Genomic DNA, 13,870 nt, shown 5'->3' on the forward strand with positions numbered 1-13,870 from the left:
CTTTAGCGGCCTTTTTTATTTGTAGCTTTTCAAAGCGATTATATGATAAATATGATAAAATAAAATAAATTTTGCAACGGAAGAAAGGGAGACAAAATGGAACAATTTATTAACCCTCGCGTAAAGGACATTCAAATTTCTGGAATTCGTCAATTTTCTAACATGATTCAACATTATGATGATCTTATTTCACTCACAATTGGACAACCTGACTTTCCAACGCCTTCTTTAGTAAAAGAAGCCGCTAAGCGAGCTATTGTAGAAAACTTTACAAGTTATACACATAATGCGGGCTTATTACAGCTTCGTCAAGCCGCTTGTGATTTTTTTAAAGAACGCTATGATTTAGTATATTCTCCTGAGAATGAAACAATTGTCACTATTGGAGCAAGTGAAGCAATTGATATTGCCTTTCGTACAATTTTGGAAGAAGGAACAGAAGTAATTTTACCAGCTCCTGTCTATCCAGGGTATGAACCTATTATTCGTCTGTGCGGTGCAAAACCTGTTTTTGTAGATGTTCGTAAAACTGACTTTCGCTTAACAGCAAAAGCACTTGAAGAAGCAATTACAGACAAAACACGGTGCGTCGTACTACCATATCCATCAAATCCAACTGGTGTAACATTATCTAAAGAAGAACTTGAAGAAATTGTGGCAGTATTAAAGAATAAAGATATTTTTGTTCTTTCCGATGAAATTTACAGCGAACTTGTATATCAGGATAAACATATATCTATTGCAAATTTCCCAGAAATGCGCAACAAAACAATTGTCATTAACGGTTTAGCCAAATCTCATTCTATGACAGGATGGCGCATCGGCTTTTTATTTGCCCCAAACTTCTTAACAAGTCAAATTTTAAAAGTTCATCAATATAACGTTACATGTGCAACTTCAATTTCCCAATATGCGGCAATCGAAGCGCTAACAGCAGCAAAGGACGCTCCCCGTATGATGCGTCATCAATACAAAAAACGCCTTGATTATGTATACAACCGTCTTGTACAAATGGGATTAACTGTAGAAAAACCAACAGGAGCATTTTATCTCTTTCCTTATATCGGTAATTTCTCTTCCTCTTCTTTTGATTTTGCAATGGAACTTGTGAAAGAAGCGAAACTTGCAGTTGTTCCAGGATCGGCATTTTCTGAATACGGTGAAGGGTTCATTCGTATTTCTTATGCTTATAGCATGGAAATGCTGAAAGAAGGCTGTGACCGTTTAGAAACATTTATACAACAAAAAAACTAAGAGGAAATCCTTCTCTTAGTTTTTTTTATTTTCACTACAAGTCTGACGTTTCACCAATTTATGAGGAATAATAATACACTTTGGTGAAACTTCACAATGTTCAACTTTGTCAACTAAGTATCTAGCCGCTTCGTAGCCTAGTTGATAAATATTTACATCTATCGTTGTTAATGGTGGATTTGCAATTTCAGATAATAATACGTTATTAAAACTAACAATAGAAATATCTTTCGGTACGGAGATTCCCTTTTCTGATAAAGCACTTAATACACCTAATCCTATTAAATCATCCGTCGCAATAATAGCTGTTGGCTGTGCACCAAGTGTCATAAGTTTTTCTACTGCTTCTTGACCACTTTCTCGTAAAAAACCAAGATTTAAAATATACTCAGATGGCAGAGAAATATCAGCTAATTTTAATGCATCTGTCATTCCAGCAAGGCGATCTTTCGTAACGAGTAAATCTGAATCCCCACCAATAAAAGCAATTCGGTCATGTCCAAGTGAAATTAAATATTCCGTTACTTCTCGTGCCGCCGCATAGTTATCATTATCAATATATGTAATATCTTCTTTTCGCTCATATGGCTTACCAATAAGAACAAATGGGAAATTCTGTTCATGTAAATATTCTAAAATACGGTCATTCATACGGGAATATAAAAGAATAATACCACCTATTTGTCTTCCTTGTACCATTTTCACAACACCATTAAAAATCTCTTCTTCCGTTTCTCCCGTTGACATATACAATGAATATTCTTCTCCATGTGCAAATGAGCTAATTCCTCGAATCACTTCTGGAAAAAATGGATTTTGAAAGGCTTTACTCGCAGAACTCGGCATAACGAGTCCAATCGTTTTTGTTGTTTGGTTTGCAAGACTTCGCGCATTTAAATTCGGGTGATAGCCTAATTCAGCCATTACTTTCCGAACACGTCGCTTTGTTTTCTCACTAATGCTCGGATTATCAGCAATTACACGTGAAACCGTAGAAGGAGCAACATTTGCTTTTTTTGCCACGTCTTTAATTGTAACTGTCATAAATTTGTTCCTCCTCTCTTCTTTTCTTTAAATCATTTATACAAATTACTTCTATTTCCATTCCCCATTAACGGGCAGTAAACTTTCCACCTCAAGATTCAGAGAAAATGAAGAAAACAGATGATGGATAAAGCCCTCTCACTGATAAAAAATCCACTTTATTCCATCCGAAAAATTTCTATCAATGTCAGTCTATAATCTCCCTCTCCATGTATTGTAAGGGATAGAGCATTATTTTCCTATACTATATGCTATTTTTTTTATAATTACCCTGTTCTTATATTATCTAAACCGATATTCCTATAAAAAAAGATAAATGAGACATGCTGTCCCATTTATCCCTTCGTTCCTCCAGCTGTTAAACCAGAAATAAAATATTTTTGCAAAGATAAGAACAAAATTGAAATTGGTATTGCAATTAATACCGAGCCTGCCGCAAATGTTGTAAATTCATTACCGAATTTTTTCGCTACCATTTCATATAATCCAACAGCTAATGTATAATTTTCTGGTGTACGTAAAATGATACTCGCTAAAATAAAATCAGTAAATGGACCAATAAAAGTAAATAACGCTACAACCGCTACAATTGGTTTTGCTAAAGGCATAATAATTTGCCAAAAAATCCGAAAATGTCCTGCCCCATCCATACGAGCTGATTCATCTAATTCTTTTGGAATCGTATCAAAGTATCCTTTCATGAGCCACGTATTCATCGGAATTGCACCGCCAACATAAATTAAAATCAACGCAATATGTGTATCCATTAATCCTGTTAGCTGCGCTAAAACATACAATGCAATTAACGCTGAAAAGTTTGGGATCATTTGGAGAATTAAAAATGTTAGTAACCCATTCTTTCTTCCGACAAAACGATATCTCGAAAATGCATATGCTGTAAAACTAATTGACAATACAGAGAAAATCATTGTCAAAATACTAACTTTCAACGTATTTTTATACCAAAGTACATAGTTACTTTGCGAGAGATCAAGTAGTTTTTTGTAATGATCCAGCGTTGCATTTTTAGGAATGATACTTGATCCAGAGAGACTATCTCCTGGGTTAAATGATGATCCTACAATCCATAATAATGGATAGAAAATAATTACACACATCATGAAAATTACAAAATAACTTAATGAAAGACGTAATATCTTCTGTCGTTTTATGTTCATTTACATCATATCCTCTTCTTGGAATGATTTTGTTCTTTTAAATTGCCATAAAGCAACTGAAATAACAATTAACGATAAAATCATCGTAAGTGCTGCTGCTTTCCCATATTGAGACGATGTCATCGTCAACTTATAAATCCAAGAAATTAAAATATCTGTTCCGCCTGCATTTTGTCCCGATACAGCTGGACCACCGTCGTTAAACAGATAAATAATACTGAAATTGTTAAAGTTGAACGTATATTGCGTAATTAAAATAGGAGCAGTCGCATATAAAACGAGCGGTAATGTAATTTTACGAAATTGTTGCCAAGCTGTCGCACCATCTACCGTCGCAGCTTCATACAATTCACTTGGAATCGATTGCAGTATACCTGTCGTCATTGCAAAGATAAAAGGAAAACCAAGCCATGTTTGAATGGAAATTAAGGCAACTTTCGTCCAAAATGGGTCTGTCATCCAAGCAATTTTTTCAATTCCAAATAGAGCTAACACTTGATTGTTAATGGCACCAAATGATTCATTAAACATCCCAGCAAATACGAGGATAGATACGAATGCTGGAACGGCCCAAGGTAAAATAAAAATGGTACGAATTATCGCTTTCCCTTTAATTCCTGGCTGATTCACTAAAATTGCCAAGAAAATCCCAAGCGCTACTTGCAATGTCGTTGCGAAAAACGTCCAAATGATTGTCCAAGAAAATACACTTACAAATGTACTTCGCCACATTGGTAATGTGAAAATATCAACAAAATTTTTAAAACCAACCCAATCTACAAGTTTTGCAGGAGGAGAATGATATAAATCATAGTTTGTAAATGCAATGAGTATGACGAAAATAATTGGAAGTACAACAACAAAGATTAATAACAGAAATCCTGGCGAAACCATCATATATGGAAAGCCTTGGTCTAATAAATGATGGTACTGCTCTTTTACAGAGTGTAACGGTATTCCTTCATCACGTCTTTTCCCATTTTGATATGCATCATATAAATTAAAAGCATATACGCTTAATCCAAACACAATAACGATAAGCGCTAAAATCCCTTTTACTAATAGAAAGATAGAGTGATCACGAGGAACTTCTGTACCGAGCGTTACAATCCCCCACAACCCAATATTTAATAAGTCAGCAAATGCTACAAAAAACGAACAAGTCAATACTAAAAAAATAATACCTTTTACATATTGTTTATTGTACAGTTGACCAATCCCCGGAATAATAGACAACGTTGCCGCTGTTTTTCGGTGTTTTGAACCGTTTCCTGCATGAGCTGGTTCAAAGGATGTCTGCATGGTTCTTCCCCCTTTTTTTCTTCCCCTTGGAAGGAGGAGAATTCGTGTCTTTTGTATACAAAAGACACGAATTCTATATTATTTTTGCTTACTATGATTTGCTTCAATGTTTCCTTTAATTTGTTTCACAGCCCCATCAAGTGCAGCTTTTGGATCTTGCTTGTTTGTTACAACTAATTGCAGCGCATCACCCGCTGGTTTCCAAACTTCTTGCATTTCTGGAATATTCGGCATTGGAATACTATTTTCCGCTTGCGCTACTACCGCTTTTGCAACTTCGCTATCTTTAATAATTGGGTCTTCCATCACTGATTTCACTGGAGGAATTTCTTTTGTTTTTTCAAAACGAATTTTTGCATTTTCTTCATTTGTTACCCAATCAGTGAATTTTGCTGCTAAATCTTTATTTTTTGAAAAGCTTGTTACATGCCATCCTTTTACACCAACAAATGTTTTCAACGGTTGACCATTTGGTAATTTTGGCATTGGAGCTACACCATAGTCAATCTTTGCTTTTTCAATTGCTTGAAATGCCCATGGACCGTTCATAATAGATGCTGCTTTTCCTTCATTAAATAATCCATCTGCAGCTGAACCGCCAGACTCACCGATAATACCTTTTGGAAATAAGTTTTCTTTATACCATTTTTGAATATATTCTGCACCTTGTACTGCACCGCTATTGTTTAAACCAATATCTGCTGGGCTCGGTTTACCATCTTTCTCACCAAATACATAACCACCCATACCAGCCATAAATGCATTCGCAAAATAGAAGTTATCTCCTAATGCTAAAAATCCGTATTTCCCGTCCTTCGTAAACCCTTTTGAAAAATTAAACAGTTCATCCATCGTTTCTGGCGCTTTTGGCATTAATTTTTTATTGTAAATAAATACCGGGGTTTCAATAGCTTTTGGTAAACCGTATAATTTCCCATCATATGTTTGTGCTTTTAGTGACAAATCAGTAAACTTGCTCTTAACAGAATCATCTACTTTCATTTCAGAAAGCAGCCCTTCTGTTGCTGCATTCCCAATATGATCATGCGGCAATGTTACAACATCTGGCCCTGTACCAGCCGGACCGTCAAGTCGAAGTTTTTCTTCTTGTTTCGTCATCTGAACTTCTACAACTTTTACTTTTACATTATATTTCTTTTCAAAACTTTTTACGGCTGGATCTAAAGCAACACCTTTTTTCTGATCTTCCCAAACAAGAAGATCATAATCTTTCTTCTCCTTGCTCGCTTCTTTTTTCCCTGAATCTTTCGGACCACACGCGGATAACATTCCGATTGTCAAAGCTGAAACTGTTAATAAAGATAACGCTTTCTTCTTCATCCCTAACTACCTCCTAAAATATGTACATAATAACCAAAAAAATGAAAACGTTTGCATATAATAGTTTAATAGAAGCACAAACAACTTTCCAATCTATGAAAACGTTTGCGCTATTTGTCTATCATTATACATTCTTTTATAAATTTTGCAATATTATTTTTTTAAAATTTATAAAGTTAATCTATACATCCATTGACTTTATATGGAATGAGTACTACTCTTATAAGCAATATTAAAAGTATATTAAAAAGCAATCGTTTGCAGCATATATTTATTGATAAAAATATTCAAGGGGGACTTTCTATATGTTCAAAGAAGCTATATACCATAGGCCAAAAGATAATTACGCATACGCTTACGATCAAAAAACACTTCACATTCGGCTGCGTACGAAAAAAAACGATGTAGATGTAGTTTCCTTCATTTATGGTGATCCATATGAATGGCAAAATGGGAAATGGCTCACAGCAAAAATATCAATGAAAAAGAGTGGTTCGACAGATTTATTTGATTATTGGTTTGTATCAATTGAACCGAAATTTAAGCGCTTACGATACGGGTTCGAACTAAAAAACAGTACTGAATCTATCATTTTTACCGAAAGAGGCTTCTTCTCCGAAGCACCTACCGACGATGTTGGCTATTACTTTTGCTTCCCATTTATTCATGAAAAAGATGTTTTTACAGCCCCTTCATGGGTAAAAGATGCAGTGTGGTATCAAATTTTCCCAGAGAGATTTGCTAATGGAGATCATACATACAATCCAGCTAACTCTCTTTCTTGGGGCAGCACAAATCCAACCGCAACAAATTTTTTTGGCGGGGACTTCGCTGGCATTATGAATCATCTTGATTACCTTGTAGAACTTGGTATTTCTGGTATTTACTTTACCCCTATCTTTACAGCGCACTCTAATCATAAATATGACACAATTGATTATATGGAAATCGATCCTCAATTTGGGACGAAGGAAACATTTCAGAAGCTTGTAGAAGCATGCCATCAACGTGGTATAAAAATCATGCTAGATGCTGTATTTAATCATTGCGGATACTTTTTCGATAAATTTCAAGATGTTCTTGAAAAAGGAGAATGCTCTCCTTACAAAGACTGGTTTCATATTCATGAATTTCCAATTACAACAGCACCTTTGCCTAATTATGATACATTCGCTTTTACACCACATATGCCAAAACTAAATACTACTCATCCAGACGTAAAAGAATACTTACTAGAAGTAGGACGTTATTGGGTACGAGAGTTTCACATTGACGGTTGGCGACTTGATGTTGCAAATGAAGTGGATCATAGCTTTTGGAGAGAGTTCCGTAGTGAAATAAAAGCAATTAATCCAGAAGTATATATTTTAGGAGAAATTTGGCATGATGCACTCCCATGGCTACAGGGCGACCAATTTGATGCTGTTATGAGTTACCCTGTTACAAATGCCCTTCTTTCTTACTTTGCACATGAAACGATTAAAGCTAGTGAATTTATGGAACACATTACAGCATCTTTACATTCATATTCCATGAATGTAAATGAAGCTGCCTTTCATCTAGTAGATAGCCATGATACACCGAGGATTTTGACAACTTGTAACGGAAATAAGGATAAAGTGAAATTACTATACGTATTCCACCTTTCTTTCATTGGTTCACCATGTATTTATTATGGTGATGAAATCGGTATGGATGGTGGAATGGATCCTGATTGCCGAAAATGTATGGTTTGGGATGAAAATAAACAAGATAAAGTATTATTTAAGCATATACAAACATTAATTTCACTGCGAAAACAATATAAAGCCTTTAGTGGACATGGTTCATTTCAATGGATTGAAACAAATAGCAAACACGATTATATCTCTTATATAAAAACATACAAAGACGAAACAATCTTTTTTGTTTTAAATGCAACAAACCAGAAAATTACAGCTCCTATCCCTTATGATATCGCTGGCAAAAAAATTATAAATCTATATACAAAAGAAGAGTTTTCTGCCGATACAAACTCATTACAAGTTACACTTCCACCATACGGATTTTCAATTTTAACATGGTAAATCAAAAAAGCCTTGTTTTCTATACAAGGCTTTTTTGATTTCATTTTTCACGTAAGACGAAGCAGCAAACACCCTGCGATTCTATCATGTCCGGCAACTATTCTCTAAAAACTGAGATGTGTTGTATCTCATCATTTACAAGCCACGTGTCGTTTTTATGTACCAACATAACCCTCTTTTTACACAATCTCAAAGCCTCTCTATTGCCTAGTTATATATTGCTTATTTCAATTTGTACACCCGTGCTTCATACGGTTGTAGAACAATATTTTCAATTGATTCATCCTGCACATCATAATTGTGGATTAATAACTCTAAATTACTATATGTTATCTCTTTCGGTAATTCAAATACACATGAAGCTTCAGTAAAATTCGCAATCACAACTAATTTCTCATCTTTCCATGTTCTTACATAAGAAAAAATAGATGGATGATCTTCTAAAATTAAATCATACGTACCATACACAATGATTTCATGCTTTTTACGAAGCTCAATCAATTTCTTATAGTGATAAAAAATTGAATTTGGATCACGTAATGCCTGCCACGCATTAATGTCTTTATAATTAGGATTTACTTGAAGCCACGGATTACCCGTTGTAAACCCAGCATGTTCGCTGTCTTCCCATTGCATCGGTGTCCGAGCATTATCGCGGCCTTTCACATAAATAGATTGCATTACTATTTCTGGATTCTCACCACGTTCATTCACTTTTTCGTGATACATATTCAGTGTTTCAATATCACGGTACTCATCGATTGAAGCAAATTTGACATTTGTCATTCCAATCTCTTCACCTTGATAAATATAAGGAGTGCCTTTCATCATATGAAGTACCGTCGCTAACATTTTCGCTGACGAAATACGATAAGTTGTATCGTTACCAAAGCGAGAGACAACACGCGGCTGATCATGATTGTTCCAATACAAACTATTCCATCCTATATGTTCTAATGCTTTTTGCCACTTTGTTAAATTCTGCTTTAGCGTAAGGAGTGAGCATGGTATCACATCCCATTTACCGTTTTCTCCAGAATCTAAATCCATATGTTCAAACTGAAATACCATCTGTAATTCCTGACGCTCTTCATCTGTATAAAGTTTAGCTTCTTCCGTTGTTGCACCTGGCATTTCACCAACTGTCATAATATCATATTTAGACAGCACTTCTTGATTCATTTCATGTAAATACGTATGAATATTAGGTCCATTCATAAAATATTGATGCCCTGATACATATCCTTCTTCTTCGGTATCAACAGCTGGGAGCCCTTCTGTTTTTGAAATAAAATTAATGACATCCATACGGAAACCATCAATCCCTTTTTCAAGCCAAAATTCCATCATTTCATAAATCTCTTTACGCACACGTTCATTATCCCAGTTTAAATCCGGTTGCTTTTTTGAGAATAAATGTAAATAATATTCATCTGTTGTTTCATCATACTGCCAAGCAGATCCACTAAAAGCAGCTCCCCAGTTATTTGGCTCTTTTCCACTTTTTCCTTTACGCCAAATATAATAATCTCGATATGAATTATCCCTTGATTTCCGAGATTCAACAAACCAATGATGTTCATCTGAAGTATGATTGACAACTAAATCCATCATTAATTTCATATTACGTTTATGCATTTCTTCTAACAATTCATCCCAATCATTCATCGTCCCAAACTCATTCATAATCTTACGATAATCGCTAATATCATAACCATTATCATCGTTTGGAGATTCATAAACTGGCGATAACCAAATTACATCAATGCCTAGTTCTTGCAAATAATCAAGCTTTGAAATAATTCCGCGAAGATCACCAATACCATCACCATTACTATCCATAAAGCTGCGAGGGTAAATTTGATATACAACACTTTCTTTCCACCACTGTTTCTTCATCGTGCTACCCCATTTCATTATTTAATTACAAATAGGCGCAAACGTTTTCATTAGTGAATGATAACAGATTTTAAATAAAATGAAAACAGACTTACACCTTTCCTATTATCAAATAATTGTAAAACCAGCGCTCTGCTAATACTAAGAACACAATATTTAAACTACGCTTTCAAAAAACATGAAAACGTTTTAATTTTTTTATTTCTTTTTTTCATGCCTTCATTTATAATAAAACGAAAGAAAACGTTTGCACACTTTTTTTGCTAGGGGGAAAAGTCATGGCAGAACTAAAATTAGAAAACATTTACAAAATATATGATAACAATGTAACAGCAGTAACAGATTTCAATTTACACATACGAGATAAAGAGTTTATCGTATTCGTTGGTCCATCTGGATGCGGGAAATCAACAACATTACGAATGGTCGCTGGTTTAGAAGATATTTCAAAAGGTGAATTTTCAATTGATGGCAAGGTAATGAATGATGTTCCTCCAAAAGATCGCGACATTGCAATGGTCTTTCAAAACTATGCACTCTATCCGCATATGAGTGTTTATGATAACATGGCATTTGGCTTAAAGCTTCGTAAAATAACAAAAGATGAAATTGATCGCCGCGTGAAAGATGCAGCCCGTATTTTAGGACTAGAAGAATATTTAAATCGAAAACCAAAAGCATTATCTGGAGGACAACGACAACGTGTTGCATTAGGACGTGCCATTGTTCGTGATGCAAAGGTTTTCTTAATGGACGAGCCATTATCAAACCTTGATGCAAAATTACGTGTAACAATGCGCTCAGAGATTTCTAAGCTGCATCAAAAACTTGGGACAACAACTATTTATGTGACACATGACCAAACAGAAGCTATGACAATGGCATCGCGCCTTGTTGTTATGAAAGATGGGAAAATACAGCAGATTGGAACACCAAAAGAAGTATATGAAACACCAGAAAATATTTTCGTTGGCGGATTTATTGGCTCTCCTGCGATGAACTTTTTCCGTGGTCAGTTAACAGGGACTCACTTTGTAATAGACAATAAGATAAAAATTAAAGTATCTGAAGGAAAAATGAAACTACTAAGCGAACAAGGCTACAGCAATCAAGAAGTTATTTTAGGAATTCGCCCAGAAGATATTCATGATGAACTCTTATTTTTAGAAGCTTCACAAGATACAACATTTACAACAAAAATCGATGTTGCTGAACTATTAGGCGCAGAATCTATTTTATATATGAAACTTGGAGGTCAAGATTTTTCAGCACGTGTCGATGCGAGACATACTTTCACAAATGGTGATCAAATCCAGCTTGCTTTTGATATGAATAAAGCGCACTTCTTTGATGTAAAAACCGAAAACCGCATTCGCTAAATACAAAGAAACCGTCCATATTCATGGACGGTTTTCCATTATAATACTACTTCTGCTGTCTGAAACGATTGTTGCCTTGCTCCTATAACACCAGAAATCGGTAAATCTGTTAACATTATTTCTTCTTGCTGCTTCATAAAAGATGACGTCAATTGTTTTATTTTTATCCAGACGTCATTTATACAAAGTGTAGTGGAATCGTTCTCTTTTTCATGAGAAAAAATTGGATCTATTTTATATAATCCAGCATTATTAAACAACATATCAACCCTATTATAGACTTCAAGTGCAACTTCTAAAACGTGTCGCCAATCACTTTGCTTACTCATATCGTGAGTAACAAAAATTGCATCTCCACCTAATTCTACAATTTCTTCGACTGTTGCTTGTCCGCTTTCCTCATCAATATCTGTCACAATTACTTTTGCACCTCGCCCTGCCAACAAAAGAGCCGTGCTACGGCCAATACCGATGCCACCACCTGTTACAACGACAATTTTTCCTGCTAGCTTCATCGTCATTACTCCTTCTGGTTAGTCTTACCGTCACAGTATACTCCTTTTTTCAAAACATCTGCAAGCAGGAAAAGATAGATATATAAGATGTAATCGTTTACTTTTGAACTTTCTCTTTTTTCTTACTATTATATGGATCAAAAGCTAGACCGACAAAAATAAGAGTTCCCCAAAATAATAAACTTCCTCCCATCAGTTCGCTCCTCCCCAATATAAAATTATTACTCTTTATTATAAATAAAAAAAGCGCGCCTTTCCGTGACGCGCCACCAATATGGAGGGTACTATATAGGAGATGCCTGTCCTATACAAATTCTATTATACCAATTAAAAGTATCGAATTTTGTAAAAATTTAGACTTAACAAAAATTTTATTGTAAAATTTCTTTTACTCAATTATTGCAAAAGAAATTTTACAGTAATTAGAAAAGAGAAGCAACTGCTTCTCTTTTCTATACAATACTTATAACTCTAGTTTTTACTATGAGATCATGAAAACCGCTATTATCACTTCTAAACAGCATTATGTATATATTACATAATGCTGGGATTCCAAGAAATAAGATATTTGGTATTAACAATACAATAAACCTCATTGTTAATATTCCTAACGTTAACTTTTCATCTGTAAGTGATACAAGTTTTGTACGTGTGAATTTTTTCCCTGGTGTATATCCATTCCAAATAAATGGTAGAACGATAAAATAAAGCGCCATTAATAAACATACAAGTCCAAGATCGTAACGAATATCTCCTGAACTCACATTAAAACGATTCAAAATCGCTTTATAGTTCCCTGTTGTAATTGAGACAACAGCACCGTACAGAACAGAAATGAAAAACATATCGATAATTGCAGCCCCTATGCGATTCATAACGATCGCTGGACGATGTATTTTCAGCTTCATGTTGTGTCGACTCCTTTTTCTATCCTATATTAACTGTTTCATCGTATCATGTCTAAAAACAGTTGTAAACAACTCATAAATTGGTGTTTTACTCTCTTTTCCTGTACAATATGTATCAGTCACATTTCTGAAGGAGGAGCTCATTTTGAAACGATTCATCATTTTCTGCTCTTTCATACTTCTAGCTAGTTGTGCAACAAATTATAATCAATCTCATTACAGCGTTAGCGATGAATATGAGCTCATTAACGTTGGCGGTGATGCACTAGAACTATTCCCAAAGTCAGATGCCCTATATGCTTCTCAATATATCCCAGCAAAAATTGTAGAAATTGCCTGGAATGACGCTTATATTTTAGCAAAACAAATGGAACAAACGGATGATCCTAACAATCCTGATGCTTCTCTCACCAATCAAGCAAAAGAGAATTATTGGATTATCGATTTAAAAAATAACCGCCGGTTTGGTCCCTATACAAAAAAACAATTTGACGAACAAAAACAAGAATTTCGCATCTCAGAACAACTGCAATTACAGAACGTAAAAACTTACTTTACGAAAGCAAAACAAGAATCTTAAAAAAAGGTCAAATGAAAATATTTCATTTGACCTTTTTTTCCGTATTTTCTTTATAAAACAACATTCCATAAACAATAGCTCCAAACATAATACAAAATAATAATTGCAATGCCTGTTGAATCGATACAATATGCAGTTGCAAAATGCCTTGAACACTATCGTTGTAACTATAATATCCCCAGATGTAGAAAAAGATAAATACGACTATAAATATATACTTCTTATGTTTATAAAAATAATGTGCACTGCCCATTCCATATCCAAATAGTACTACTATATATATAAATTCACATAGAAGATACATAGGAGATATTTGCTCAATTCGTTGTAACATATATAAGAAACCTATTTGAAAGCAAGCGACTATAATAAATCCAGCCAAAACCGTGAACATTCTCACGGAT

General features: G+C 34.6%; 13 protein-coding genes. 4 read left to right on the forward strand and 9 right to left on the reverse strand.

Translation table 11 applies throughout. The annotated features are described in order from the left end of the window. Window positions 1-96: 96 nt before the first annotated feature. Entirely contained in the window at window positions 97-1,254 is a 1,158-nt protein-coding gene (locus tag WAZ07_RS17830; protein WP_090914216.1) for an aminotransferase A, read from the forward strand. Window positions 1,255-1,269: 15 nt separating this feature from the next. Here WAZ07_RS17830 and WAZ07_RS17835 read toward each other — a convergent pair whose 3' ends face one another. From WAZ07_RS17835 to WAZ07_RS17850, 4 genes are all read right to left on the reverse strand, one after another. Beyond that, window positions 1,270-2,298 carry a LacI family DNA-binding transcriptional regulator gene (locus WAZ07_RS17835; protein ID WP_090914214.1) on the reverse strand — a complete coding sequence of 343 codons (1,029 nt, stop codon included), beginning with the start codon at window positions 2,296-2,298 and terminating at the stop codon, window positions 1,270-1,272. A 335-nt stretch (window positions 2,299-2,633) separates the two neighbouring features. After that, window positions 2,634-3,476 carry a maltosaccharide ABC transporter permease MalD gene (malD, locus tag WAZ07_RS17840; RefSeq protein WP_090914212.1) on the reverse strand — a complete coding sequence of 281 codons (843 nt, stop codon included), beginning with the start codon at window positions 3,474-3,476 and terminating at the stop codon, window positions 2,634-2,636. Further along, window positions 3,477-4,778 carry a carbohydrate ABC transporter permease gene (locus WAZ07_RS17845; RefSeq protein WP_336473531.1) on the reverse strand — a complete coding sequence of 434 codons (1,302 nt, stop codon included), beginning with the start codon at window positions 4,776-4,778 and terminating at the stop codon, window positions 3,477-3,479. 78 nt (window positions 4,779-4,856) lie between these two features. Continuing rightward, on the reverse strand, window positions 4,857-6,119 hold the full coding sequence (locus WAZ07_RS17850; RefSeq protein WP_336473532.1) for a sugar ABC transporter substrate-binding protein: 1,263 nt from the start codon (window positions 6,117-6,119) through the stop codon (window positions 4,857-4,859). Between the two features lie 305 nt (window positions 6,120-6,424). Between WAZ07_RS17850 and WAZ07_RS17855 the strand changes: the two genes are divergently transcribed. After that, window positions 6,425-8,185, forward strand: coding sequence for an alpha-glycosidase (locus WAZ07_RS17855; RefSeq protein ID WP_336473533.1), 1,761 nt, complete (start codon window positions 6,425-6,427; stop codon window positions 8,183-8,185). Window positions 8,186-8,407: 222 nt separating this feature from the next. On the opposite strand, the gene WAZ07_RS17860 is transcribed toward WAZ07_RS17855, so the two are convergent. Continuing rightward, complete coding sequence (locus tag WAZ07_RS17860) at window positions 8,408-10,084, reverse strand: glycoside hydrolase family 13 protein (protein ID WP_336473534.1); 1,677 nt, start codon at window positions 10,082-10,084, stop codon at window positions 8,408-8,410. Between the two features lie 278 nt (window positions 10,085-10,362). Here WAZ07_RS17860 and WAZ07_RS17865 point away from each other — a divergent pair, with 278 nt between their 5' ends. After that, window positions 10,363-11,463 (forward strand): ABC transporter ATP-binding protein, encoded by a 1,101-nt coding sequence (locus WAZ07_RS17865; RefSeq protein WP_336473535.1) that lies wholly within the window; start codon window positions 10,363-10,365, stop codon window positions 11,461-11,463. A 38-nt stretch (window positions 11,464-11,501) separates the two neighbouring features. On the opposite strand, the gene WAZ07_RS17870 is transcribed toward WAZ07_RS17865, so the two are convergent. The 3 genes from WAZ07_RS17870 to WAZ07_RS17880 form a co-directional block, all read right to left on the reverse strand. Continuing rightward, window positions 11,502-11,978: an SDR family NAD(P)-dependent oxidoreductase gene (locus tag WAZ07_RS17870; protein ID WP_336473536.1), complete on the reverse strand. Its 477-nt coding sequence runs from the start codon at window positions 11,976-11,978 to the stop codon at window positions 11,502-11,504. Window positions 11,979-12,075: 97 nt separating this feature from the next. Then, complete coding sequence (locus WAZ07_RS17875; RefSeq protein WP_396547331.1) at window positions 12,076-12,171, reverse strand: flagellar motor protein; 96 nt, start codon at window positions 12,169-12,171, stop codon at window positions 12,076-12,078. Window positions 12,172-12,430: 259 nt separating this feature from the next. Next, entirely contained in the window at window positions 12,431-12,886 is a 456-nt protein-coding gene (locus WAZ07_RS17880; protein WP_336473537.1) for an RDD family protein, read from the reverse strand. A gap of 145 nt (window positions 12,887-13,031) precedes the next feature. Here WAZ07_RS17880 and WAZ07_RS17885 point away from each other — a divergent pair, with 145 nt between their 5' ends. Continuing rightward, entirely contained in the window at window positions 13,032-13,466 is a 435-nt protein-coding gene (locus tag WAZ07_RS17885; RefSeq protein WP_090914198.1) for a DUF3997 domain-containing protein, read from the forward strand. A 22-nt stretch (window positions 13,467-13,488) separates the two neighbouring features. Here WAZ07_RS17885 and WAZ07_RS17890 read toward each other — a convergent pair whose 3' ends face one another. Then, window positions 13,489-13,866: a hypothetical protein gene (locus tag WAZ07_RS17890; protein ID WP_336473538.1), complete on the reverse strand. Its 378-nt coding sequence runs from the start codon at window positions 13,864-13,866 to the stop codon at window positions 13,489-13,491. Between the last annotated feature and the right edge of the window lie 4 nt (window positions 13,867-13,870).

Source organism: Bacillus bruguierae (assembly GCF_037104725.1).
In the GTDB taxonomy this organism is placed as follows: Bacteria; Bacillota; Bacilli; order Bacillales; family Bacillaceae_G; genus Bacillus_A; species Bacillus_A bruguierae.